We start from the raw sequence: 25774 nt of genomic DNA, 5'->3' as shown, positions 1-25774 counted from the left end.
ACGCGCATGAAGACGCACATGAAGACGCGCATGAAGACGCAATCGCGCGCGGGCGCCTGGATCGCGATGATCGTCGGCACGATGTATTTTGTGATTCCGCTCGCCGCCACCTTCGAATTCAGCCTGCGGATGCGCCGCGACGCTTACAGCTTCGACGCGTATCGCGTCGTTCTCGGCGATCCGCGTTTTCAGGCTTCGTTCGGCTACTCGGTGCTCATGGGCCTGCTCACCATCGTGATCGGCGTGCTGCTCGTCGTGCCGACCGCGTACTGGGTGCAATTGCGTCTGCCGAAGCTGCGGCCCGTCGTAGAGTTCATCACATTGCTGCCGCTCGTGATACCGGCCATCGTGATCGTGTTCGGTTATCTGCGCATCTATAACAGCAGTTCCATCCTGCCGCTCACCAGCAACGAGCGCGCGACCGATCTGCTGCTCGTCTTCGGCTACGTCACGCTGTCGTTACCGTACATGTACCGCGCCGTCGATGCGGGCATGCGCGCCGTGGACGTCCGCTCGCTGACCGAAGCCGCCGAATGTCTCGGCGCCGGCTGGACGACGATCCTTTTCCGCGTGATCTTTCCCAACGTGCGCTCGGGCATTCTGTCCGGCGCGTTCCTGACGTTCGCCGTCGTGATCGGCGAATTCACGATCGCGAGCCTGCTGGGCCGTCCGGCGTTCGGACCTTATCTGCAACTGATCGGCGCGAATCGCGCATACGAGCCCTCGGCGCTGGCGATCATCGCGTTCGTCGTCACATGGGCATCGATGGGCCTGATCCAGGTGTTCGGATCGGCGCGCGCACTGGCCGGCCATAAAACCTGAGCCGACGAGGCCGCGACTTATGCCATTTCTCGAAATCGACGATCTTCACAAAACGTTCGGGCCAAACGTCGCGCTGCATCGGTTCGACATGACGATCGAGCAGGGCGAATTCATCACGTTTCTCGGTCCGTCGGGTTGCGGCAAGACGACGGTGCTGCGCATGATCGCCGGATTCGAAACGCCCACGCGCGGCACGATCCGTCTGAATGGACGCAACGTCACGCACATGCGTACGCGCGACCGCGCCGTCGGCATGGTGTTTCAGGCCTATGCGCTTTTCCCGAACATGACGGTGGCGCAGAACATCGGCTTCGCGTTGAAGGTCGCGAAGCGTTCGCAGAAGGAGATCGACGCGCGCGTCGCCGAGATGCTCGAACTCATCAAGCTGCCGCAACTCGCCGCGCGTTATCCGTGGCAATTGTCGGGCGGACAGCAACAGCGCGTGGCGCTGGCGCGCGCGCTCGCGAGCAAGCCGCAGGTGCTGTTGCTCGACGAACCGCTGTCCGCGCTCGACGCGAAAATCCGCGTGTCATTGCGCGAGGACATTCGGGCGCTGCAGCGCGAGCTCGGCATTACATCGATTTTCGTCACGCACGATCAGGAAGAGGCGTTGTCGATCTCCGACCGCATCGTCGTGATGAACGACGGGCGCGTGGAACAGATCGGCTCGCCGCTCGACATCTACAATTTTCCGCGCACGCGCTTCGTCGCATCGTTCGTCGGGACGCTGAACATTCTCGCCGGGCGCGTGATCGATCCCGGAAGCGGGCGCATCGCGGTCGATGGTCAGGAGCTCGTGACGTCGCGCCCACTGCCGCCGGATGATGCCGGCAAGGAACGATTGCTGGCGCTGCGCCCCGAAGCGATCATCCTGGAGCCGCCGTCGAACGGACGGAATTCGCTCGCGGCCACGGTCGAGCAGATCAGCTTTCTCGGCGCCGTGGTGCGCATTCGTGCGCGGGTCAGCAACGCGGTCGTATCGCTCGATGTCTTCAACGATCCCAACAGGACCCTGCCGGAGCGCGGGCAGCCGGTAGCGCTCGGGTTTTCTCACGACAACCTTCTCGTGCTCGATGAAAATGCGCGCTAGCTTTGCAATGCGAGGAGCAGTTGCCCACGCAGATCGGCAATCCGGCGCGCGCGGGTTATCGATTGCGCGCGCCGCGTTGCCGGCGATGGCTTCGTGACACCCTCAGGCGAGCGATATGCGCGTGTCGTCGAGCGGGCGCAGCTTGCCGGGATGCACGGCGCGGCATAGCGCCTCGACGAAGTAGAAGTCGCCGAACATGGTCGCACCGTCGACGCCGATATTGTGCGGCTTCGAGTAACACGAGTTATGCAGCAGCCCGTGCTGACCGTCGCGTGTGAATTCGTCGCGGCAGAGCGCTTCGAGCATCGCGAGGCCGTGGCCTTGCCATTTGCCCGCAGCGTGCGCATCGGGATGCACGCGTGCCATCTCCAGCAAGGCCGACGCCACCACGGCGGCAGCGGCCGTGTCCTTGATCTCGGCGTCGCGGCCGGTCGCATCGAAGTCCCACGGCGGCACCTGACGCCCTTCGAGGCGGCGCAGGTAGTAATCGGCGAGACGCTCGGCGAGGTCCAGATAGCCGCGCTTGCCGGTTTCCCGCGCGGAGTTCACATATCCGTAGATCGCCCAGGCCTGGCCGCGGCTCCATGCGGATTCGTCGAACGCGCCCTGGAACGTGTAGCCGCGTTTGCGCGCGCCGCCCTCCACGTCGTATTCGACGGCGTGATAGGTCGAGTCGTCGGCGCGCACGAAGGCGCGCGCGGTCATCTCGGCGTGCGCGTCCGCGGCGTGCCGGTAGCTGCCGTCGTCGGCGTGATTGGCGGCCCAGTAGAGCAGCGACAGATTGGCCATCGTGTCGATCGCGGAGGCGCTGCGGCCGCGCGGATCGGAGATCGGCCCCCAGGACGCGAGATAGGCGCCGCCGCGCGTGGTCACGAGCCGGGCGCGCAGCTTGTCCGCGGCTTCGAGCGCGATATCGGCGAACCACGCGTCGCCGGTGATGTGATGCCCCGGCACCGCGCTGCTATCGAAGATAAAGCCGATGTCATGCGTGTTCGGATCCTGCGCGCGCTGGCGCACGAGCAGCATGCGGGCACGCGCCCATTCGAGAAAGCGCGCCTCGCCGGTGTGCAGATACGAACTCAGCAGCAAGCCGACCCAGAAGCCGCAGAACCAGTTGCCGTGGCTCCATGCGTCGCCGTCGTAGCCCGCAGAGAGCGACGCGGGCAGACGCACCCATTGACCATCGGGATCGGTGACTTGCGGGAATTCGACGCCGAAGGTCAGCTCGTCGGAAGCGACCTTCTGCGCGGTTTTATCGAGTGTTTCGCGAAACAGCTTTGCCTGGTTCTCGCTGAGTGACAGCGGGTTCATTGCGTTCGACACGGCGTCTCCTTGAGTTCGTCATTCGCAGGACGATTCTAAGAAGCGCCTGCGCGAGCGCGTTAGGATGAAACGCATGAACTGTTGGACATTTCCGCACCGAAGCGGCGCACGACGACGCTCAGATGTGCAGCTTGTCGAGGCTGCGCCGATAGTCGATCGGCGAGCGGCCCGTGTGCTTGCGAAAGCATCGGCTGAAGTAGGCAGGATCGTCGAACGAGAGCATCGCGGCGATCTCCGCGACATTCACTTCGGAGTGCAGCAGCAACCGTTTGGCCTCCAGCATCACGCGCTCGCGGATCAGCTTGGGCGCGGTGCTGCCGAGCGCCTGACGCGTCGCCTCGTTGAGCGCGCGCTCCGTGACGTTGAGCAGGCGCGCGTAATCGGCCGCCTCGTTGACCGAGCGAAAATGCTTCTCCAGCAGACTCTTGAAGCGGCGCGACAGCAGCACGCTGCGCGTCGCGGCGGCATCTCGCATGGCGGCGGCGTCGCACATGCGCGCGACCTTGATCAGGAAAACGTGCAAGTAGGCCCAGATCGCGTCGGTGTAGCCGACCTGTTCCTCCTGATACTCATGGCGAATGCCGTCCATCACGCGCGCCAGTTCGCGCACCTGCGCGTCGCTCAGATTGACGCACGGCGCGAGCTGCTCGAAGTTGTAGACGGGCACTTCGGTTTCGGTATGGCGGTTCTGCACGCGGAACGCGAAAAACTCCGACGAAAAGCTGAGCGAATAGCCGAGCGTGTCGGCCGAAAGATCCAGATCGTGAATCTGTCCCGGCGCCATGAAGTAGAGCGTGTTGGGACGCACGTCGTAGCGCACCGAATCGATCACATGCGAGCCGCTGCCCGCGAGCACCCACATCATGTGATAGAAGTCGTGCCGATGCGGATAGACCAGCGTCGACTTGAGCGCCTCGATCGGCGCGAGATGAAAGTCCGGCGTCTTGACGTGTGCGCCGTATTCGTAGTCCTCGATCCGAATCACCGGAACGTGACAGCAACATGCGGTATCCAACTGTCTCCTCCGTCGGCGGCGAGTGTCTTCGCGCCCGCCTGCATTCCCGCGCTGCGCGGGCGACTGCACGAGTGTAGCCGTGCCCGCGCCCGCCGGTTAACTGGCATTTACACCATACGGCCCGCGCGGCGATGTCACGCCGCCGCGCTGCGCGCCATCAGCGCATGATCGAAGCGCAGTTCCTTCAGCGCGGAAAGTCCGCTCAGCACGACGTGCCCTTGTTGATTGCGCACGGTCGTGTCCATCACGAGAATGTGTTTCGCGGGCTTCTTTTCGACGACGCATACGCCGATCGTCACCGTATCGCCGATATACACAGGCCCCAGAAAACGCAGCTCCTGTCCGACATACACGAAGCCTGGCCCTGTCAGTTCGGTGTGCGCCGCCGACACCAGCGCGGCCGTCAACAGGCCATGCACGACGCGCCGTCCGAACGGCGAGCATTCGGCGAAGGCGTGCTGCATGTGCAGCGGGTTCAGATCGCCGGACAGGTGCCCGAACGCGTCCACTTCGGCCTCGGTGACCGTGTGCACGTTCACCTGCGTACGGCCGATCTCGACGTCGTCGAAGCGCAAGAGCGCCGGCCAGTTGTTCGGTTGTGCGCTCATGCTTCTCTCCTCGATGTCAATGCGATGCCGCGTTCGACATAGCCGTCGATTTCCTGCGGCGTGTAGCCCAGTTCCGCGAGCACTTCGCGGGTATGTTGTCCCTGTTTCGGCGGATGCCGCCGCAAGGGCGGCGCCGCGCCGTCGTAGCGCACAGGATGCGCGAGCACGCGCACCGGTCCCGCTTCCTCGTGATCGAACGACAGGATCATTTCGTTGTGGGCGACTTGCGGGTCCTGCTCCACCTGCTCGTAGTCGTTGACGGGCGCGAACCAGATATCGTGTTCCTCGAAGGTGCGCATCCAGTCCTCGGTCGTGCGCGTTTTCAGCGTGTCATAGACAAGGCGATTGATCTCGTCGCGCCTTCGCACGTTGTCCTTCGGATGCGTGAATTCGGCGAGCGCGGGACACGACAGCGCATTCGCGAGCTTCTGCGTCGGCGTGAGCGACATCGCGATATAACCGTCACGCGTCCGGTACACGCCATACGGCGCGGGATGAAAACGGCTGCCCATCGGCGGATGCGTGCGTGCCCACAACGGCCCCTTGTTCATGTAATACGTGAACGGCTCGATTTGCAGATCGAGCGCGGCGTTGAGCAGATTGCTCTCGATGCGCGTGCCGACGCCCGTGCGCTCGCGCGCCTGCAACGCGGCCACCACGCCGAAAGCGGCGAGCACGGCGGCATGCTGATCGACGATGGCGGAACCGACCGGCGTGGGCGGCGATTCGGCATCGCCGGACAGCATGGTCAGTCCGCTCATCGCCTGCAAGAGCAGATCCTGGCCCGGACGTTTCAGATAAGGCCCGGACGAACCGTAGCCGGTACACGAGCAATACACGAGACGCGGATTGACTTCGTGCACCTGCGCGTAGCCGAAGCCCATCTTGTCGAGCACGCCGGGACGATAATTCTCGATGAGCACGTCGGCTTCGCGTATCAGACGCCACACGATCCCGCGCGCGGCTTCGTCGCGCAGATCGAGCGAGATGCTGCGCTGATTGCGGTTGCCGAGCAGAAAGAACACGCTCACGCCTTCGATGAACGCGTCCGCGCCGGTCCAGCTACGTTCGAACGCGCCGCCGGGCGGTTCGATCTTGATGACATCCGCGCCGACATCGGCGAGCATCTGCACGGCGGCGGGGCCTTGCAGGAAATGCGTGAAACTCAGCACCTTGATGCCTTCCAGCATGAACATTCTCCTCTCGGTTTCAGCGCGCGATCACGCGAGCAGCGTGCGCGCGATGATCATGCGTTGTATCTCCGACGTGCCTTCGACGATCTCCAGCACCTTCGCATCGCCGAATGCGCGCGCGACGGGAAACTCGGCCATGACGCCGTAGCCGCCGTGAATCTGCAATGCCTGATGCGCGGCTTTCATCGCGTGCTCGGTGGCGAACAGCTTGGCTTGCGACGCCTGCACATCGAAGGGCGCGCCGGCATCTTTCGACGCGGCGGCGTCGTAGAGCATCAGACGCGCGGCGTGCGCATCGGCCGCCATGTCGGCGATCTTGAATTGCAGCGCCTGGAACTCGGCGATCGCGCGTCCGAACGCGCGGCGCTCCTTCATGTACGCGACCGAGCGATCCAGCGAGCCCTGCAGGATGCCGAGCGCGAGCGCGCCGATCAGAACGCGCCCCGTGCTGATCTGCGCGAGCGTCTGACGCAAGCCCGCGCCGCGTTCGCCCAGCAGTTGATCGGCGGGAATCGCGCATTGCTCGAAGAACAGTTCGTGCGTGATCGATGCGCGCCAGCCGATCTTGCGCAGCTTTCTGCCCTTGCCATAGCCGGGCGTTCCTTGCGGCACGATGAAGTTGGAGATCTCCTTGCGGCCGTCGGGTCGCGTGCCGGTGACAGCCGCGATCACGGTCGGCCCGCCGATCTCCGTACCCGAATTGCTGATGAACGTCTTCGCACCGTCGATGATCCAGCGTTCGCCGTCGAAGACCGCGCGCGTGCCGATATTCGCCGCATCGGAACCGGCGTCGGGCTCGGACAATCCGATCGCGCCGATCTGCGTGCCGTCGAGAATGGGGCGCAAGAAACGCGCTTTCTGCTGCGGCGTGCCGTAGTTGTTCAACAGGCTCGCGACGGTCGAGTTCGCCATGAGCGCATTGGCGACGGCGCAGTCCACGCGCGCGAGTTCTTCGAGCACGATCACGAACGACAGCCAGTCGCCGCCACCGCCGCCGAATTCGTCGGGATACGGCAAGCCCGTGAAGCCGAGTTCGCCGGCCTGCCGCCAGATCGCGTAGGGAAACGCTTCCTGCTCCCAGAGCGTCTCCGATTGCGGTGCGATTTCCTTCTCGGCGAAACGGCGCACGGCCTCGCGCATCATCGTGTGCTCTTCGCCGAGCCAGTGAGGTTGATTGAAGGTTGTCGTCATGGCGTGACCGGTGCGGTGTCGGCTCGCGCGGCGCGGCGCGCGCGTTTGCGTTCCACGAAGTGGCGCAGGCCCGCGCGCGCGCCTTCGCTCGAAAAATTCACCGCGTATTGCGCGGCCTCGAAGTCGAGTCCGGCGGACAAGGGCATGTCGCTCGCGCGATTCAGCGCGCGCTTCGCCATCTCGGCCGCGAACGGATCGTAGGAGGCGAGGGTGTCGGCCAGCGCGCGCACGGCGTCGAACAGTTTCGCGGGCGCGGCGATTTCGTGGATGAAGCCGAACGCCTCGCATTCGCGCGCGGAAAAGCGCCTGCCGCTCATCACGAAGCGTTTCGCGCACGCGAGCCCCATCTTGGCGACGGCGAGTTGCGTGCCGCCCCAGCCGGGCATGGTGTTCAGGGTGATCTCGGGAAATGCGAAGCTCGCCTCGCTCGATGCCACGATGAAGTCGCACGCGAGCGCCAGTTCGAAGCCGCCGCCGAGCGCGTAGCCGTTGACCATCGCGATGGTCGGCTTCGCGCTTTCATGCAGACGCAACAGCGCGCGCTGTCCGGCCACCATGTCGCGATAAGCCGAGACGCCGTCGAGCGACACGAGCCGCTCGATGTCGTTGCCCGCGGCGAACGCCTTTGCGCCGCTGCCGGTGAGCGCGATCACGCGCGTCGCGTCGTCGGCGAGCGCATCGGCGATTTCGGCTTCGAGCGCCGCGAGCATGTCGGGCGTGAACGCGTTGAGCTTGTCGGCGCGATTGAGCGTCAGGAGGCGCAGCGCGCCATGCTGCGACGCGAGAACGGGAAGCGTGTCGTTCGTCATGGCGTCACAGCACTTTCAGATAGGTCTTGCCCGATGCCACGACCACGCCGTCCTGGCGCGTCACGTCGGCGGCGAAGATGCACACGTTGCGCTCTTCATCCTTTTCTTCGAGCGTGAGACGCGCGCTCACCGTGTCGCCGATGAACACCGGCGCGTTAAAGGTGATGTCGTAGCGATACGATACGGCGCCGGGGCTCGGCGCTTTCGCCGCCATGTATCCCATCACCGTGGAAAGGAAGCCGACCGACAGGCAGCCCTGCGCGATGCGCTTTTCGAAGCGCGTGCCCTTCGCGTATTCCTCGTTGAGATGCACGGCGTAGAAATCGCCGACGATGCCGGCAAAGCCGTAGATATCGTATTCGGAGACCGTCTTGGCGAAATCGGCGGTGTCGCCGATTGCATAGCAATCCATATGAGGGCGTTTGGCCATGTCGATGTTTCTTCTCGGATGAGTTGGGGTTAACGCTGAACGATGCGTGCTGATGTTGCATCGCCGGCTTGGAAGTCACTTTAAAGACGCGTTACAGGCAACCGGTAGGACGGTTCGCGCGATCTTTTGGACTTTTTTGCATCGGACCCGGCGATGCGAAAGGGCAGCGTAAAAAAGTCCAAGAAATTCGACGACTGGTCCTAACGCACCCTCGCCGCGATCACAAATACTTGCGTCAACCCGCCGGCTCCGCATTCGCACCGGGCACTCGCACCGAACGATGCGGCGCACTCGCCGGGCGGTATCCATATCGAGCAAGGAGACAACATGAGTTCGCTTTTCAGAGCGCAGAGCATGCTGCGCATGGCGATGAGCGCGGCGCTCGCCGCGATGTGCGTGGCGGCGTCGTCTGGCGCGAGCGCGCAGGACAAGGTCGTGATGAAGCTCGGTCACACGCTGGCGCCGGACAATCACTATCAGTTGACCGCGCAGGTGTTCGCGAAGGAAGTCGCCGCGCGCACGCACGGTCACATCGAGATTCAACTGTTCCCGCAATCGCAGCTCGGCGGCGAAGTGCAGATGACGCAGGCGCTGCGCACCGGCACGCAGGAGTTGATGATCTCCGCGCAGGCGCCGATCGACAACACGATCAAGCAGTGGCAGATCTTCGATATGCCGTATCTCTTCTCCAGCATGGACGAGGCGAACGGCGTGCTGCAAGGCCCGGTCGGGCGTAAGTATCTCGACATGATGAAGCCGGTGAACATGATCGGCCTGACGTGGCTCGCGGTCGGCGAACGCAACCTGTTCACGACCAAACGTCCGGTCACGTCGCTCGCGGACATGAAGGACCTCAAGGTGCGCGTGATGCAGAGCCCCGGCTATATCGCGGGCTACAAGGCACTCGGCGCGAATCCGACGCCGCTCGCCTACAACCAGTTGTTTCTCGCGCTGTCGCAAGGTCTCGTCGATGGCGCCGATACTTCGCCCGAGCAGTTCGTTCAGGACAAGTTCTCCGACGTCGCCAAGCACTTCTACGTGACGCATGTGAACTATCTGCCGGTCGTGCTGGCGATGAGCAAGAGCGCGTGGGACAAGCTTTCGCCCGCCGATCAGAAGGCGTTCCAGGACTCGGCGAAGATCGCGGCGGACTTCGATCTCAAGGAGTACAAGCGCGAATACGACGCCGCGATCGCCGCGATGAAAGCGAAGGGCATTCAGGTCACGACGGTCGATACCGCGCCGTGGGCGCAAGCGACCAAGACCGCGCGCGACGAACTGATCGGCAAGATTCCGGACGGCCCGGCGCTGTATCAGGAGATCAATTCGGCCAAGCAGGCGCCGGCGGTCGCATCGAAATGACGGATGCGAACGACGGCCACCGCACAACCCAGGCATCACGGGAGGCGACACGCATGGAAAAGCTCGCGCGCGGCTTGATGTTCGTTGACGGCATCGTGCTGAAGATCAATCTGTTCGTCTGTAGCTGCCTTTTGCTCGGGGCGGTGATCGTCGCGGGGCTCGGGGTGATCTTCCGCTTCGTGCTGCACGATTCGCTGTCGTGGTCCGACGAGGTGTCGGCGTATCTGTTCGTGTGGCTGACGTGCCTCGGCGCCGCGGCCGGCGTGAAGCTGCGCGCGCATCCGGAAGTGCGCGTGCTGGCCGATCGCGTGCCGGCTGCATTCGCGCCGCTGCTCAAGGACTTCACCGACTGCGCGATCCTTGCGCTCGGCGCGGTGTTCGTCCTGTACGGCACGGACATGCTCGCGCTGATGGGCACCGAAACCGCCGCGTCGATTCCGATCTCGATGGTCTATCCGTATCTCTCGATTCCGGTGTGCGGCGCGCTGCTCGCGTTTCATTCGCTGGTGCGGATCGCCGTCTCGCATCTTGCGCCGCAGACGCAGACCGACGCCACGCTCGTCGAGGGCGTGTCCGAACATCTCTAGGAAAAACATCATGTGGGCAATCGCATTTGGAGCAGGGCTGCTCGGGCTCGGCGTGCCGGTGGCCATCTGCATCGGCATTGCGGCGACGCTCGCGCTGTCGATCAACGGCACGTCGCTGCTCGTGATTCCGCAGCAGCTTTTTTCGAACCTCAACAACGTCGGCCTGCTCGCCATTCCGTTCTTCATGCTGACGGGCGCGATCATGGATTCGGGCGGCGTGTCAAAGCGCATCATCGAATTTTCGCAGGCATTGGTGGGCTTCATGCGCGGCGGCATCGGTCAGGTGACGATCGTTGCGAGCATGTTCTTCGCGGACCTTTCCGGCTCGGCGACGGCCGACACGGCAGCCATCGGCTCGGTGATGATTCCCGGCATGGTGAAGAAGGGCTATAACCGCGCGTTCGCGGTGGCGCTGCAATCGGCGGCGGGCTCGCTCGGGCTGCTCTCGCCCGTGTCGATGAGCATGCTCGTCTATGCCTATACGGCCAACGTGTCGGTCGGCACGATGTTCATCGCCGGCATCATTCCGATGCTGCTGGTGGTCGCGTCGTTCATGATCGTCAATTACGTGACCGCGGTGAAGAAGGGCTACAGCGCCGTCGAGCCGTTCGATGGGCGCAAGCTGTGGACGACCTTCCGCGAAGCGTTCTGGGCGCTGCTCACGCCGGTCATCATTCTGGGCGGCATCCTCGGCGGCATCTTCACGCCGGTGGAGGCGGGCGTGGTCGCGGCCGTCTATGTGACGCTGGTGAGCGCGTTTATCTTTCGGACGCTGAAGCTCTCGCATTTCAAGGACATTCTGGTGCGAACTTCAGTGAACACCACGCGTGTCTCGTTCCTGCTCGGGCTCGCGTTCGTGCTTGGGCGCTATCTGATCGAAGCGCAGATTCCGCTGCACGTCGCGAATAGTTTTCTCGCGATCACCACGAGCGCGATCGTGCTGCTGATCCTCATCAACCTGTTTCTCATCGCCGCGCATACCGTGCTCGAAACGATCTCGAGCATTGCCGTCGTGATTCCGGTGTTCCTGCCGCTCGTCGTGCAGATGCACATCGATCCGGTCGTGTTCGGCGTGATCGTGCTGATCAACTCGGCCATCGGCATCAATCTGCCGCCGATAGGTTTCTGTCTCTTCACGGCGGCTTCGATCGGCGGCGTGTCGGTAGAGAAGGCGACACGCGCGATTCTTCCCTTTATCTTCGCGCTGGTGATCGACCTGCTGCTGATCATCTTCTTCCCGCATATCCCGCAGTTTTTGCCGCATTTGCTGGGGGCGAAGTAAGCGGGCATTTGCCCTTCATCGGATAAGAAGGGCGCGAAAGCGCCCTTTTTCACATCATGCGCGCCGTGGTGCAGGCGACTTCTCGGCACGTGAGACGTTCGAGCCTCCGATCTGTCTTCGCCCAAAGCCGCACATTCACGCCGTTCATCGGGTAAACTCCTCTGGCACTAGTCGTTTTCCTGAATAAAGCACTCACGTGCAGTTATAGGGACGAAACTTCATGTCAGAACCGCCGAAAATCAGTGTGCTGGTGCCCGTGTACAAAGTCGAGCCGTATATCGAAGAATGCCTCGACTCACTACTGTCGCAGACTTCCACCGATTTCGAAATCATCGCCGTCGACGACAGCAGTCCTGACCGCTCCGGGGAAATGACCTTACGCATCCTCGAACAGCAAAGCAGAATTCGCTGGAAGTTCATCAAAAACGCTGAAAACAAGGGGCTCGCAGAGACTCGCAGGATTGCGGCACTCGCCGCGAGCGGCGAATATGTGCTCTGCGTGGACAGCGATGACCACGTTCATCACGATCTCATACGCCGGGTCGCCGAAGAAGCGGAGAAGCTCAATGCGGATATCGTAATTTTTGCCGCCGAGAATATTAGCCCGGACGGCAAGATCAATTATCGCGTCGAAGCCGGCGATACCGTCATGAGCGGTGTTGAAGCCGTAGAGAAAATTCTCGACTTGACGTTGCAGGCGTACTGCTTCAACAAGTTAGTACGCCGCTCGATCTTCCTCGCGATCGAGCATCCGACGGGGCTGATCTACGAGGATATTTGTGTTTCGGTCCAGACGCTCGGTAAAGCCAGCGTCGTTCGTCTCATGCCCGATACCTTGTATTCGTACATGTATCGCGAATCGGGCATCTCGACACGATTCAATCCGAAGATCATTGACATCTTTGCGATCATGGATCGGGTAGAGAAGAGCACGGCGTCCATGCCGATAAGAAATTACCGGAAGCTCTTCTTCAGGCTGAAATATGTCTATGGCTTCCGGACCATCGCGTTTCAGGCAGCGATCAAGGCGCCGACGTATCGGTCAGCCGAGCCTATTCTGGATAGCGTCGCGCAGAGGCTTCGTCTCAGGCACTTGCTCGGCATGGTTTCGGACCATCGGCCGAAGCTGTCGCTGGTCATGGCGATGCTGAAGATTCATCCGTGGATCTTCTATCGTTTCGTGCGACGATTCGGGCACTAGGCGGCGGATCGATCCGCAGGGCCGTGCGAGCGTCGCTGCTCATCCCGGTTTTCTTCATGGCGCCTCGGCGGTGTGTGCGGCAGCTTTCGTCTGCCGCCTTTCTAACTGACTTTACATAAGCTTTATTATCAGAGTTTTAAGTGTAGGTCCCAAGTTCAAATGTCGTGTTTCTGCAAAGTACATATGCCACACCTGCAGCGTTTCGAGTTCAAGTTGATCTGTCTTCACCCTATACGCAAGGATGACCTGACTGTATCCACGACTGATGGCGTCGAGCGCGTTGCGAACGTATCGTGAGTCCATCGCGCGGCAGGAGCGCGCCTGAATTTCAGCCCGGAGACAAAGCCGACATGGACAAGCTCTTCAGCATGCGTGTGTTCTCGCGCGTCGCCGAGACCGGCAGTTTCAGCGGCGTCGCGAAAAGCATGGATTGCAGCGTCGGAATCGTCTCACGCGCGGTCGTTTCGCTCGAAGACAGCTTGCGCACGCGGCTCTTGCAGCGCACCACCCGCCGCGTGTCCCTCACCGATAGCGGCGAACGTTACTACCAGAAGTGCAAGGAGATCCTCGCTCAGATCGACAGCGCCGAAGCCGAGGCAAGCGACGCCGCCACCGTCCCGCGTGGACGCCTGCGCGTGCATGCTTCGCCGGACCTGGGTCTCGCGCAGTTGATGTCGGCCGTGGTGGAATACCGGCGCGCGCATCCGCAGGTGAGTGTCGATCTGAAGTTGCTGCCGGGCATGCCGGATCTCGTGCACCAACAGTTCGACGTCTCGGTGCTGGCGGCGGCGGCGCTCCCCGATTCGGGCAACGCGTACAGGATCGTCGGGCGCTTCGAGCGTGTGCTCGTCGCCGCGCCCGGCTATCTCAGGCGTCACGCGGTGGAATCCCTTGGCGATTTGCCGACGCACGCGCGCACGCGAATCAGCGCGCCTTTCGGACACCCGTGCGACTGGCACTCGGAATTCGCCACGGACTCAGGCAGCAGAGCCGAAAACGACAGTCAGATCATGGTGAACGATGCACAAGCAATGCGCGCCGCCCTGCTCGCGGGCGCCGGCGTCGGTGCGATGCCGCACTACGTCGTCGCCGACGACATCGCGTCCGGGCGACTCGTGCGGGTCTTTCCCGATCACGCGCTGCGAACGGCGTGCGTATTTGCGGTCTATCCGTCGCGACAGCATATCGATGCGAAGACCAGAACCTTCGTCGAGTTGCTCGCATCCTCATTTCAGAACCGCTTCGACGCAGCGCCGCATTCCGCAGCGGGTCTCGCCTCGACCGTCGATCGCTTTGCTATTGCTTAGGCTTGCGTATAACTACGTAAAAAGGGCGAATCGACATCCATCAGCGCGCTACGCATGAAATGCAGCCGCGCGAGCAAGCTGCGCATGCGCAGGATCTCGTGGTCCGCGCCACGCATCGCTTCGATGCCGTGCATCGCGACTTCAATCTGGCTGTCGATCGCGCGAAGGCTCGCGTCGCGCGTGTTGTGCGACGGCGTATCGAGAAGTTGCATCAAACGCCGCATCGTCTCTTCCGTCGATGCGCGCCAGTCCGCAGCCACCATGCGAACCGCATCGACATCGCGACTATCGGTGCGAAATTCGATGGATGCGTGCCCCAGTTCCAGCACGACCAGAATCCACGAAAGCGCTTGACGATACTGTGCCGTTGGCTGCGGAAGCAGCGCGCGTATCTGAGCGATGAGATCGAACGTGCCCGACTGGAAGAGCTGCCTCGCGTCGTCGAGCGGCGCGGTGCATGCGACGTTCATCTGACGTCGCAGGTCGCGAGTCAACGCAGCGACGCGCCACGGCTTCTCGACAGGAAACACGAACGTCCATGCGACCGCACATGCAAGCATCGCGAGCGTAAGCGCGATGCCGCTATTCAACAGCGGCTCGGGTGCGTAACGGATGACGCGATCCGGTCCGCCGAGGATACAGAAGAAGATGCAGAAACTGAGGCCGAAGCCGGTGAACTTCGGTCTTGTCGCGAGGAATGCGCCGAGCCCGAGCAAGGGAGTGAGGACGAAGCACAGCAGTGGAAAGCCGTCGATCGCCGGATACACGTAGTCCAGCACCAGATACGCCGCGAGCGTCGATACAGCCGCGCCCGATGCCATCTGCAACGAGAACCGGATGGGTGTCGGCGAATTCGATCCCAACGCCGACACGGCCGCCGCGCCGATGATCGCGTAGCCGCCGGCGGGCCAGTCGCTCGACAACCACCAGGCGCCGATCGTTCCGAGCACCGCACACGTCATCAGGAACGTCACTGCGATCACGCTCGTGTTCGTGACAAAGACGCGCTTGATGTCCGACTCTTCGAAGACGTGCTTCTCGTAAACGAGCGATACATACGCGTCGGCATAGTACGTCCAAGACGACACGTAGTCAGACAGCAATTGAACGGCAGCATCGAAATCCATCAGTGCTTGCGCGCTCACGGTGCGCGCGAGTTCCTCGCGATCCGCTTCCGCCCGCGCATTCAGACGCACGCCAAAAGCCGAGACGAGCGCGGCTCTGCGGCTGATCGTATCCTCATCGATCATTCCGGCATCGCGCGCGACGTCCAGCAAAGTCGCGAGTTCCGCGCAATAGGCGGCAACCACGTCGACCGCATGGCCACGACGCGTCGCCAGGAAACGATGCAGCGCATGCAGCCTCGTGCACAGATCCATGAACGCAGCATTGAGGCGCGCGAGACGACGAGAGCGCGATCGCACTTCGGGGTCTTCGAAAGAAGCGAATGCGCGCGTGGCTTCGAAGCCAATGACGCTGTCGATAAACTCGCGGTACTTCGTCAGGAAGCGTTCGTTGTCGATCTCGCCGCGCAACGCTTGCGCCGCGAACTTCGAGAACGATACGAAGCGCTCGCGACGGATATGTTTCAGCCGCGCGGACGACCATTGCGGCAGCACGATCGCGCTGACCACCCCGCTACAGACGATGGCGAGCAACACGGCCGCCGAACGGTTCAGCGCGGCGATGAAGAGCCCGTTCGGATCGGTCACGCTGGGAATGCCGATAAGCGCGCTCGTATAGCCCGCCAACACGAACGCATACCAGCGGAAGTTGCGATAGCGCAGCGCGGCGGCGGTGCAGAGCGACACCCACAGCGTCAGCGCACCGATATAAAGCGGCGGTTGCTGCGGGAACAGCGCACCGAGCATGACCGCGACGATGGTTCCGATGATCGTGCCGACCATCCGGTAAAAGCTCTTCGACAGCACCATGCCGCTCTGCGGCTGCATCAGCACGAAAACCGTTGTCATCGCCGTGCGCGGCGTGGGGATGTCGAGCTTCATCGCGATGCCCATGGCGATGAACGCAGTGAGTGTCTTTGCCAGATGCAGCCAGACGAGACCATCGGTCGCCGCCCAGTGAGCAAGCCCGAGGCGCAGCGTGCTGCGTTGCGTACGACGGGATTCGATCGCCGCGTTTCGCATTACAACGCACTCTGCACACGCGCGATGACTTCATTCGCATATCGAACGATATGCCCTTGTGATAGCCCACTGTCGACGACGACCGTGCATGTCGTCCCCGCCGTCAGCTCGACGCCCTCCGGCACGCTGTCGATGCCGATCCGCACCGGCACGCGCTGCGCGAGCCGCACCCAATTGAAGACGGGATCGACGTTCGCGGTGAGGTCCATGCTTTGCGGGTTGTCGCGGTCATAGATGCCCCGTGCGATGCTTTGCACATGACCTCGCAGCAGCGTTCCACTCATCAGGCGGATCTCCGCCGCCCGACCGACCTTCACTTCCGGCAGCTTCGTTTCCTCGAAGTAACCATAGACCCAGAACGAGTTTCGATCGACCACCGCGAGCTTCGGCGTCGAAATGCTCGCGTAGTCACCCTGCCATGTGTTCAGGTTCGTCACGTAGCCGTCGACCGGAGAAACGACGCGCGTTCGCGAAAGATTCAGCTTCGCAGCATCGAGCGCGGCTAGCGCCTGGTCGTAGGCAGCCTTCGCGGCATCGGCCTGAAGGCCGGAGTTCTGCTTGACTTCGTCGGAGACGACTTCATTGTCGAGAGCCGCGCGGCGCTTCGCATCGTCGCGACGCAGTGCCAGTTCCGCCCTGCTCGCGGCGACCTTCGCCTCGGCTTCGGCGACCGCGATGCGGTAATGCGACGGATCGATCTGCATCAGAAGATCCCCTCTTCTGACGAACTGATTGTCGTGCACCGGCACGCCGACGATCATGCCCGATACATCGGGCGCGATCGTGACGACATCGGCATGCACGCGGCCGTCGCGCGTCCACGGCGCATCCATGTAGTGATCCCACAAGGTCTTGCCGATGAACGCGGCTATCAGGAAGAGCGCCATTGTGGCAAGTACGCTCCAGACTCGCTCGATTTTCATTGCGCTCTCTCGTCGATCGCATAGGGAATGCGACCCCGCACCGCGTTGCCCGGCGCGCGGCCTCTTTTGCTCAGAGCCCCAACTCGCTGAGCCCCGGATGATCGTCCGGTCTTCGGCCAAGCGGCCAATGCAACTTGCGTTCACTTTCAGCGATCGGCACGTCGTTGATGCTCGCATGACGATGTCTCATCAGACCATCGAAGCCGAACGCCCAGTTCTCGTTGCCATAAGAACGGAACCAGTTGCCCGCATCGTCGCGCCATTCATAAGCGAAGCGCACGGCGATGCGATTGCCGCCGAACGCCCACAGCTCCTTGATGAGGCGGTAGTCCATTTCCTTGCGCCACTTTCTGTCGAGAAACGCGCGCACGTCCTCGCGGCCGTGAACGAACTCCGCCCGATTGCGCCATTGCGTGTCGAGCGAATAGACGTGCGATACGCGATCGGGGTCGCGCGAGTTCCATCCGTCTTCGGCCTGACGCACTTTCTCGAGAGCCGTCTCGCGCGAGAACGGTGGAAATGGAGGGTGAGATTCCGGAATGTCTTTCATGGCTCTCACCATCACTTGCGAATGAACGCGAGCAGTTGCTCGTTCACGATATCGGCATGCGTTGTGCAGATGCCGTGCGGCGCGCCGGGAACGACGACGAGCGTGCCGTCGGGGACGATCTTCGCGGAGAGCTTGCCGGAGTCGTCGAGCGGCACGATCTGATCGGCGTCGCCTTGCAGCACCAGAGTCGGCATCGTCATCTTCCTGAGGTCTTCGGTGAAGTCCGTTTCCGAGAATGCCTCGATGCAGTCGTAGGCGCTCTTGATCGAGCACTGCATGCCCGCGAGCCAGAACCAGTCGATCGTGCCTTGCGAAGCGTGCGCGCCTTCGCGATTGAAGCCGAAGAAGGGCGTCGCCAGATCCTTGAAGAACTGCGAGCGGTTCCCGATAACGCCCTTGCGGATATCGTCGAAAACGGAAAGCGGCAGGCCGCCGGGATTGGCCTCCGTCTTGAGCATCAAAGGCGGCACCGCCGAGATCAGCACGGCCTTCTTCACGCGCTTCGTGCCGTGACGGCCGATATAGCGGGCGACTTCCCCACCGCCCGTCGAATGGCCGATGAACACGGCGTCTTGCACATCGAGGTGATCGATCAGCTCCGCGAGGTCGTCCGCATAGCGGCTCATGTCGTTGCCGGCCCACGTCTGGCCCGAGCGCCCGTGGCCGCGTCGATCGTGCGCGATCACTCGATAGCCACGCTCGGCGAGATACATCATTTGCGCGTCCCACGCGTCCGCGTTGAGCGGCCAGCCGTGCGACAGGACGACCGGCTGGCCCGAGCCCCAGTCCTTGTAAAACAGTTCGGTTCCGTCTTTCAGTGTGAATGTGGCCATTGCAATAGCTCCTTGAATGCTCGATCAGGCGCGCCGCTCATGCAGTCGATGTTCGGCACGGCGCGTAACGCGGCGGGTCCGTCGCGTAGGGAAGGAGTATTCACGGCCATCGAAACCCGGTCTTTTCGATGCAACCGGTGTTTTAGCGTATGCACGGCGATGGCGAAGCGGCAACGCCCGCTTTCGCAATTCGTGCGGATCGCAAACGGCCCGGCTTTTATGCAAAACCCCTCGTATGCGAACGACGATCATCACGTTCACCAAACCAACGAATGGCATTGTTTGCGAGGCGAAGGAAATGAGCGAGAAGAAAGCGATACGCATCTATAGCGAGCCTGCGGGCGGCTGGGGTGCATTGAAGGCCACCGGCGAGGCGCTGAAGATCCAGGGCATTGCCGTGTCGGGCGCGCAGACGCTGCTGCGCATGAACCAGCCGCAAGGCTTCGACTGCCCCGGCTGCGCATGGCCCGATCCGAAACATACTTCGTCGTTCGAGTTCTGCGAAAACGGCGCCAAGGCGGTTGCATGGGAGGCCACCGCGATGCGCTGCACGCCCGAGTTCTTCGCGCAGCACAGCGTCTCCGAGCTTGCGGCATGGAACGATTACGACCTCGAGATGGCGGGCCGTCTCACGCACCCGATGGTCTATGACCCGGAATCGGACCGCTACGTGCCGATCGAATGGAACGATGCGTTCGCCCTCGTCGGCCGTCATCTCAACGCGCTCGAACATCCGGATCAGGCGGACTTCTACACGTCCGGCCGCGCGTCGAACGAAGCGGCATTTCTGTACCAGATCTTCGTACGCGAATTCGGCACCAACAACTTCCCCGACTGCTCGAACATGTGTCACGAGGCGACCAGCGTGGGCCTGCCGCAATCCATCGGCGCCGGTAAAGGCACTGTGCTGCTCGAAGACTTCGAGCATGCGGACGCGATCTTCATCTTCGGTCAGAATCCCGGCACCAACAGCCCGCGCATGATGAGCGACCTGCACGCCGCAGCCCGCCGCGGTGCGAAGATCGTGTCGTTCAATCCGTTTCGCGAGCGCGCACTGGAACGCTTCGCATCGCCGCAAATCCGGTCGAGATGGCGACGCTCGGTTACACGAACATCAGCTCGTTTCTCTATCAGGTGCGCGTGGGTGGCGACGTGGCCGCGCTCAAGGGCATGATGAAGGCGATCGTCGAAGCCGACGATGCCGCCCTCGCCTGCGATCAGCCGCGCGTGCTCGATATCGAGTTCATCGAAGGCCATACGCACGGCATCGAAGCGCTGCTCGCCGATCTGCGCGCGACGCCGTGGGACGGGATCGAACGTCACGCAGGACTCACGCGCGACGAGATCACGAACGCGGCGAACATTTACATGCGCGCGAACAATGCGATCCTTGTTTACGGCATGGGCATCACGCAGCATCGCCGCGGCACGGAGGCAGTGCAGCAGATCGCGAACCTCGCGCTGTTGCGCGGCAATGTCGGGCGGCCGGGGGCGGGCATCTGTCCGGTGCGCGGACACTCGAACGTGCAAGGCAATCGCACGGTCGGCATCACGGAGAAGCCGAGCGCGCAACTGATCGCGGGCATCGAGCGCGCGTTCGGCTTCACGCCGCCGCCCACGCATGGCAACGATGTAGTGGCCACGCTCGAATCGATGATGCGCGGCGAAGCGAAGGTCTTCATCGCGCTGGGCGGCAATTTCGCGGCGGCGATTCCCGACTGGGAACGCATGCAGAGCGCGATTCGCAAGCTGAATCTGACGGTGCATATCGCGACCAAGCTCAATCGCAGTCATCTCGTACATGGCAAGGACGCGCTGATACTGCCCTGCCTCGGCCGCACCGAGATCGACATTCAGGCGGACGGGCCGCAGTCGATCACCGTCGAGGATTCGATGTCGATGGTGCATGCGTCCGCCGGGCGCAACGAGCCCGCATCGCCGTATTTGATGAGCGAGCCGGCCATCGTGGCGGGCATCGCGCGCGCCACGCTCGGCGAGAAGTCACGCGTGCCCTGGGAGCATCTCGTCGCGAGCTATGACCGCATCCGCGACGCGATCGAGATCGTCTTTCCGATCTTTCAGGCGTACAACGCGCGCATTCGCGTGCCGGGCGGCTTCCATCTGAGCTCGCCGGCGCGCGAGCGCGTGTGGGACACGAACACCGGCCGCGCGAATTTCCTCGTGTTCGACGGTCTCGATGAAGATCCCGCGCAGGACGATCCCGAAGCGCTCTCGCTCACGACGATGCGCAGCCACGATCAGTACAACACGACGCTCTATTCGCATTCGGATCGCTATCGCGGCGTGTTCGGTCAGCGCGACGTGGTGTTCATGAACGCGCGCGAGCTGGCGAAACGCAAGCTGCGTGCGGGCGACCGCGTCGATATCCGGGCCATTGCGCAAGACGGTATCGAGCGCGTCATCCGCAACTTCAAGATCGTCGAGTACGCGCTTCCCGACGGGTGCTGCGGTGCGTACTACCCGGAAGTCAATCCGCTCGTGCCGCTTCATGCGTTCGACCCGCAAAGCCGCACGCCTGCCTACAAGTCGGTGCCTGTCAAGGTCGTGCGTAGCGGCGGTGTCGACGATTACGCCTCGAGCGCCACCGATCAACGACACGGAACCGGACATCATGCTTGATCACGTACTCGACCTGTCGCGCGCGCAGTTCGCGATGACCGCGATCTTCCACATACTCTGGCCGATTCTCACGATCAGCCTTTCCGCGTTTCTCGTGCTCGTCGAAGTGCTGTGGATCCGCACCGGCGACGTTGCGTATTACCGGCACGCGCGTTTCTGGAGCAAGCTGCTCGTGCTGAACTTCGCGGTCGGCGTCGTGAGCGGCATTCCGATGGAGTTCCAGTTCGGCACCAACTGGGCCGGCTTCTCGCAGTTCAGCGGCCAGTTCATCGGCAATATCTTGGGCTTCGAAGGCGCGATGGCCTTCATGCTCGAAGCAGGTTTCATCGGCGTGATGCTGCTCGGCTGGGGACGGGTGTCGCGCGGCGTGCACCTGTTCGCCACGTCGATGGTCGCGCTCGGCTCCAGCACCTCGGCGTTCTGGATCATGGTCGCCAACTCGTGGATGCAGACTCCGGCGGGCTATTCCATCGTCGACGGAAAGATCGTCGTGACGGATTTTCTCGCGGCGATCTTCAACCCCGACATGGTCTGGGGCGTGGGGCACATGTGGGTCGCGGCCATCGAGACGGGCATGTTCGTCATCGCCGGCATATCAGCGTGGAATCTCTACCGGCGGCGTCATCCGGAGTTCTTCGTGCGCTCGTTTCGTCTCGCGCTGCTGGTGCTGGTGTTCGTCGCGCCCTTGCAGATCTGGCTGGGCGATTCGAGCGGCGTGAGTGTGTTCGAGACACAACCTGCGAAGGGCGCGGCCATCGAAGGGCACTGGAAGACGAATGCGCCGGGCACAGGCGCGTCCTGGTCCCTGCTCGCCTGGCCGGACCGGGAGGCGCAACGCAACGACTGGTCCATCGAGGTGCCCGGCATGCTGAGCGTGCTCGGCACGCACTCGCTGCACGGACAGGTGAAAGGACTTACCGACTTCGCTCGCGACGATCAGCCGCCCGCACTGCCGCTGCTCTACTACGCGTTCCGCGTCATGGCGGGCATCGGCTTCGCATTCATGCTGCTTGCGTTCTGGACCGCCGGACGACAGCGATGGATGGTCCTCGCCCTTCTCTGTCTGATCGCGCTCGTCAACAACATCGACCGCCTGACCTTGTCGATCGCGGCACCCGCCATGCAGCATGAACTCGGCTTCACGGCGACCGACATCGGCTTGCTGGGCAGCGCGTTCTCACTCTTTTATGCATTCGGACAGTTGCCGTCCGGATGGTTCGTCGATCGCTTCGGTCCGCGCAAATTGCTGGGCGTATCCGTCGTGGTATGGAGCGCCGCGACCGCGGCAATGGGCGCCGCGCATTCGTTCGGCGCGTTTCTCTTCGCGCGCGCATGGCTGGGCGCGGCCGAATCGCCCTCGCTGCCCTCGACGAACAAGATCGTCACGCAATGGTTTCCGAAAAAGGAGCAAGGCATCGCCAACGCCAGTTGGGATGCGGCGCTGAAGGTCGGCCCGGCGTTTCTGACCTTCGCGCTCGTCTTCGTCGTCGCCGAGTTCGGCTGGCGCACGATGTATATGGCGGCGGGCGTGGCCGGCGTCATCGTAGCCGTCGTGTTTTTGCTCTGCTATCGAGACGTCGATCGAAACACGCGTTTGAGCAAGGAAGAACGTGCCTATATCGCAAAGGACGGCGACGTTCGCGCTGCCGCCACCGCCGCCAACAACACGGTGCGCGTGCCCTGGACCGCCATGTTCAAGCGCCAGAGCATGTGGGGAATGATGGCGGGCTTCTTCTGCAATCTTTGGGTGTATCAGATCTTTCTGGTCTTCATTCCCATGTTTATCATCGAGCAGTTCGGTGTCAAGTTTTCTTCGTTGGGTCTTGCGGCCAGCGTGCCGTGGGTGGGCGCGATCATCGGCGATATCGTGAGCGGCATCATGTCCGGCAAACTGGCCGAACGTTCGGGATGGACGACACTCAAGGCGAAGAAGGTGACCATTGTTGCTGCGCTGCTGCTACAGGCCATCGTACTCGCACTGCTGCCGCTCAACGCGGTGTTCGGCCAGTCAGCGGGCCTGCCTGTCGCGGTCATCCTGATGGCATTCGCGCTGGGATTCAACGGCGCCGTGGTGGCGCACGCATGGTCGCTGCCCGCCGAAGTCACGACGTATTCAACCGTCGCGTCGGCAGGCGCCGTGCAGAACTTCGGCGGATTTCTGGGCGCGACGCTGTCGCCGCTGGTTGCTGGCATGATCGTCGATGCCATGCATTCTTTCACCTTCGTCTTCCTGTCGTCGGCGGTAGTGTCGGTGCTTGGCGCAATCGCCTATCATTTTTTCGTGCGACACCCGATTATCCAACGAGATACGCTGGATCCGGCTCATGTGGATGCCGGGCAGAAATCGGTCGCCTGAATGCCTAAGAGGCGGATAACTACCTCCAGGAGGTTATCAACGATGCACGACCTCATTCAATCGCGTGGCGATATCGTCGGAAATCATTTCATCTTCACAGGTGCAACGCAAACGCGTCGATTTTGCCAGGGATACCGCTATGGCAGCCGCCAAGTGCCCGCTGCCGTTCAGCCGCGCATGAAGAGTACGCTGATCAATCGACGAGTCGGCAATCTCAGGGCATGACCGGGAAGTGATAGGTCAGCGTCGGCGCGAACACCCACAGCATGAACACGACCAGCGGAACATGCACGACGAACTGCGCGAACGTGAAGCCGACCACATATTTCGGCAACGAGATCACCTCGCGCCGCACATCGGCGGCATCGGCGCTGGCGGAGAGCTATCTGGCGCGCAAGGATGCCTCGCGCATGACGCTGCTCGGCGCTGAGCGCGTCGGCAGTGTAGTGCCGCAGGCGTATCGCGCGGTGCTGCCGATTCGCGAAGTCGGGCTATGGGACGCGGCGCCCGCGGCTTCGGAGCAGCTGACCGCCCGTCTCGCCGAACTCGGGTTCGCGCGCGCGTCGTCGACAATCTGCCGGAGAGCGTCGCGCGCGCCGATGTGGTCACGTGCGCGACCTCGCCACCGCGCCCGTCGTGCAAGGCAAATGGCTCCCACCGGGTTTCACGTCTAGACCTGATCGGCGGCTTCACGTCCGCTATGCGCGAAGCCGACGACGCCTGCTCTCACGAACGCGACGATTTTCGTCGACACGCCCGAGGCGTTCCAGAAGTCGGGGATCTGCTCGGGCCTTTGCAGCGCGGCGTGCTAGCGAACCCCGAACAATGGCCGACGCTCGGAGCACTGTGCCGCGCGCAGGCGCCGGGCCGTTCGAACGATGTGGAACGCACCCAATTCAAGGCGGTGGGCACGGCACTCGAAGACCTTGCGGCTGCGGCGCTCGTCTATGACCGCAATCTGCGCGAGTAGCCGTACATGTCGATCGTGCAGGCGAGAACGCCGCCGACGTTTTTCAAAAATTGCTTCCGCTGGGGCGCCAAACGGGCGAATACAGTAATTTCGCGGACGAAAATTGACTCGACTTACTGCGTAGCCGTCTGCTGCTACCTGGTATTCCCGCCCTCCGGCATGAACACGAAGCCCTTACGGCGCACGGTCTGAATGAAGTGCGGGTTCGACGGGTCGGTCTCAATGATACGCCGAAGTCGCCAAATGGGGACGTCGAGTCCCCGATCCCGAAACGGAACTTCGCCGTGGTGAAGAAGATCATGAAGCAGTTCACGTGTCAGAACCTTGAAAGGGTTCTTGACGAATACCCTCAGCAAGGCAAACTCGCTATCGCGCAGAACAATGCGTTGAGCATCACGTAGAAAGGTGCGTGTCGTGAAATCAAGCTCGAATGGCCCGAAGCAAGCTCTCGACAGTGCTTCAGGCACATTTGTTGGAGAGGGGCCGCACCGTCGGAGAACCGCATGAATGCGAGCTGCCAACTCGCCCGGATCAAATGGCTTGACGACATAATCATCAGCAACCGAGGGAGAGTCCGGCGATACGATCCTCGACTGCTCCTCGCGCCGAAATAAGTACGATGGGGATATCATCGCGAGACTTGCGAAGTGCTGCTAAAGTGGCCAAGCCGTCTGTGCCGGGCGTCATGGTGTCGAGAACGATGACCGATGGGCGTTTTTTTTCGAGGCGTCGGCGGAGATCTTTGATCTCATGAAGCACCGACACATAAAATCCGTTGGCGCGAAGGAACCGAGAGAGGAGATCGCGGGCGACGGGATCATTGTCAAAGACAAGAACTTCGTGGTTCATTCTGGCCTGCACATGATCGGTGATCAGGGCTTTCGAAAAAAAACGGAAATCACGCTCTGGTGATCGAAATCTCTCGGCAATCGTTATGGCCTCTACCACCAGAAATGACTGCTCCGGCTCAGTTTTCTAGCGCCATCCCAAGCTCTTTATTGCCGGACTTCGCCAACAACGTTCCTGTCCATCGACAACCGGCGACACTTTTCTCTAGGCTGTCGCGGCCAGATAAAAATGTTGCAACGCTGATTAGATTTCGATTGCCGTGTTTGCCATCCTGAAATATTGCCCG

Annotated in this window: 20 protein-coding genes and 3 pseudogenes; 11 read left to right on the top strand and 12 right to left on the bottom strand. The window is 62.2% G+C overall.

The features are described from left to right. Positions 1 to 30: 30 nt before the first annotated feature. Both NCS67_RS26195 and NCS67_RS26190 read left to right on the top strand, forming a co-directional pair. Entirely contained in the window at positions 31 to 822 is a 792-nt protein-coding gene (locus NCS67_RS26195) for an ABC transporter permease (protein WP_250437329.1), read from the top strand. Between the two features lie 19 nt (positions 823 to 841). Further along, complete coding sequence (locus tag NCS67_RS26190; RefSeq protein ID WP_008346656.1) at positions 842 to 1912, top strand: ABC transporter ATP-binding protein; 1071 nt, start codon at positions 842 to 844, stop codon at positions 1910 to 1912. Between the two features lie 102 nt (positions 1913 to 2014). Here NCS67_RS26190 and NCS67_RS26185 read toward each other — a convergent pair whose 3' ends face one another. The 7 genes from NCS67_RS26185 to NCS67_RS26155 form a co-directional block, all read right to left on the bottom strand. After that, entirely contained in the window at positions 2015 to 3235 is a 1221-nt protein-coding gene (locus NCS67_RS26185) for a glycoside hydrolase family 88 protein (RefSeq protein WP_250437259.1), read from the bottom strand. Positions 3236 to 3353: 118 nt separating this feature from the next. Further along, complete coding sequence (locus tag NCS67_RS26180) at positions 3354 to 4250, bottom strand: helix-turn-helix domain-containing protein (RefSeq protein WP_175981668.1); 897 nt, start codon at positions 4248 to 4250, stop codon at positions 3354 to 3356. Positions 4251 to 4384: 134 nt separating this feature from the next. After that, the gene (locus NCS67_RS26175) at positions 4385 to 4858 is read right to left on the bottom strand and encodes a MaoC family dehydratase (protein WP_175981670.1); all 474 of its coding nucleotides are present in this window, start codon (positions 4856 to 4858) and stop codon (positions 4385 to 4387) included. Beyond that, positions 4855 to 6054: a CaiB/BaiF CoA transferase family protein gene (locus NCS67_RS26170; RefSeq protein ID WP_250437258.1), complete on the bottom strand. Its 1200-nt coding sequence runs from the start codon at positions 6052 to 6054 to the stop codon at positions 4855 to 4857. Before NCS67_RS26170 ends, NCS67_RS26175 begins: the two co-directional genes overlap by 4 nt. Positions 6055 to 6078: 24 nt before the next feature. After that, positions 6079 to 7242, bottom strand: a complete 1164-nt coding sequence (locus NCS67_RS26165; RefSeq protein WP_250437255.1) for an acyl-CoA dehydrogenase family protein — start codon at positions 7240 to 7242, stop codon at positions 6079 to 6081. Next, on the bottom strand, positions 7239 to 8051 hold the full coding sequence (locus NCS67_RS26160; RefSeq protein WP_008346647.1) for an enoyl-CoA hydratase/isomerase family protein: 813 nt from the start codon (positions 8049 to 8051) through the stop codon (positions 7239 to 7241). Before NCS67_RS26160 ends, NCS67_RS26165 begins: the two co-directional genes overlap by 4 nt. 4 nt (positions 8052 to 8055) lie before the next feature. Next, positions 8056 to 8481, bottom strand: coding sequence for a MaoC family dehydratase (locus NCS67_RS26155; protein ID WP_033535795.1), 426 nt, complete (start codon positions 8479 to 8481; stop codon positions 8056 to 8058). Between the two features lie 327 nt (positions 8482 to 8808). Between NCS67_RS26155 and NCS67_RS26150 the strand changes: the two genes are divergently transcribed. The 5 genes from NCS67_RS26150 (at position 8809) to NCS67_RS26130 (ending at position 14220) form a co-directional block, all read left to right on the top strand. Beyond that, on the top strand, positions 8809 to 9843 hold the full coding sequence (locus tag NCS67_RS26150; RefSeq protein ID WP_008346643.1) for a TRAP transporter substrate-binding protein: 1035 nt from the start codon (positions 8809 to 8811) through the stop codon (positions 9841 to 9843). Positions 9844 to 9896: 53 nt separating this feature from the next. Further along, positions 9897 to 10430 (top strand): TRAP transporter small permease, encoded by a 534-nt coding sequence (locus NCS67_RS26145; protein WP_008346641.1) that lies wholly within the window; start codon positions 9897 to 9899, stop codon positions 10428 to 10430. Between the two features lie 10 nt (positions 10431 to 10440). Further along, positions 10441 to 11712 carry a TRAP transporter large permease gene (locus NCS67_RS26140; protein ID WP_008346639.1) on the top strand — a complete coding sequence of 424 codons (1272 nt, stop codon included), beginning with the start codon at positions 10441 to 10443 and terminating at the stop codon, positions 11710 to 11712. A gap of 220 nt (positions 11713 to 11932) precedes the next feature. Further along, positions 11933 to 12913: a glycosyltransferase family 2 protein gene (locus NCS67_RS26135; protein WP_008346637.1), complete on the top strand. Its 981-nt coding sequence runs from the start codon at positions 11933 to 11935 to the stop codon at positions 12911 to 12913. 350 nt (positions 12914 to 13263) lie between these two features. Then, on the top strand, positions 13264 to 14220 hold the full coding sequence (locus tag NCS67_RS26130) for a LysR family transcriptional regulator (RefSeq protein ID WP_250437253.1): 957 nt from the start codon (positions 13264 to 13266) through the stop codon (positions 14218 to 14220). On the opposite strand, the gene NCS67_RS26125 is transcribed toward NCS67_RS26130, so the two are convergent. From NCS67_RS26125 to NCS67_RS26110, 4 genes are all read right to left on the bottom strand, one after another. Then, positions 14217 to 16367 carry an FUSC family protein gene (locus NCS67_RS26125; RefSeq protein ID WP_250437251.1) on the bottom strand — a complete coding sequence of 717 codons (2151 nt, stop codon included), beginning with the start codon at positions 16365 to 16367 and terminating at the stop codon, positions 14217 to 14219. The genes NCS67_RS26130 and NCS67_RS26125 overlap by 4 nt on opposite strands. Further along, positions 16367 to 17290, bottom strand: a complete 924-nt coding sequence (locus NCS67_RS26120) for an efflux RND transporter periplasmic adaptor subunit (RefSeq protein WP_250437250.1) — start codon at positions 17288 to 17290, stop codon at positions 16367 to 16369. Before NCS67_RS26120 ends, NCS67_RS26125 begins: the two co-directional genes overlap by 1 nt. Positions 17291 to 17360: 70 nt before the next feature. Beyond that, the gene (locus NCS67_RS26115; RefSeq protein WP_250437249.1) at positions 17361 to 17840 is read right to left on the bottom strand and encodes a nuclear transport factor 2 family protein; all 480 of its coding nucleotides are present in this window, start codon (positions 17838 to 17840) and stop codon (positions 17361 to 17363) included. 11 nt (positions 17841 to 17851) lie between these two features. Beyond that, entirely contained in the window at positions 17852 to 18673 is an 822-nt protein-coding gene (locus NCS67_RS26110) for an alpha/beta fold hydrolase (protein WP_250437248.1), read from the bottom strand. A 298-nt stretch (positions 18674 to 18971) separates the two neighbouring features. On the opposite strand from NCS67_RS26110, the pseudogene NCS67_RS26105 reads away from it, so the two are divergent. The 4 genes and pseudogenes from NCS67_RS26105 to NCS67_RS26085 all read left to right on the top strand — a co-directional run bounded on the left by NCS67_RS26105 (position 18972) and on the right by NCS67_RS26085 (position 24639). Beyond that, positions 18972 to 21313 (top strand): annotated as a pseudogene (locus tag NCS67_RS26105) (FdhF/YdeP family oxidoreductase). After that, positions 21306 to 23669, top strand: coding sequence for an MFS transporter (locus NCS67_RS32115; RefSeq protein ID WP_502801876.1), 2364 nt, complete (start codon positions 21306 to 21308; stop codon positions 23667 to 23669). Before NCS67_RS26105 ends, NCS67_RS32115 begins: the two are co-directional and overlap by 8 nt. Positions 23670 to 23711: 42 nt before the next feature. Continuing rightward, entirely contained in the window at positions 23712 to 23894 is a 183-nt protein-coding gene (locus tag NCS67_RS26090; protein WP_250437247.1) for a hypothetical protein, read from the top strand. A gap of 83 nt (positions 23895 to 23977) precedes the next feature. Next, positions 23978 to 24639 (top strand): annotated as a pseudogene (locus tag NCS67_RS26085) (hypothetical protein). Positions 24640 to 24773: 134 nt separating this feature from the next. On the opposite strand, the pseudogene NCS67_RS26080 reads toward NCS67_RS26085, so the two are convergent. Beyond that, positions 24774 to 25488 (bottom strand): annotated as a pseudogene (locus NCS67_RS26080) (response regulator). Positions 25489 to 25774: the final 286 nt, after the last annotated feature.

The organism is Caballeronia sp. ATUFL_F2_KS9A (assembly GCF_023630765.1).
GTDB classification, from domain to species: Bacteria; Pseudomonadota; Gammaproteobacteria; order Burkholderiales; family Burkholderiaceae; genus Caballeronia; species Caballeronia zhejiangensis.
The sequence above is the reverse complement of the archived record's forward strand: the minus strand, read 5'-3'. Positions and strand labels throughout refer to the sequence as shown.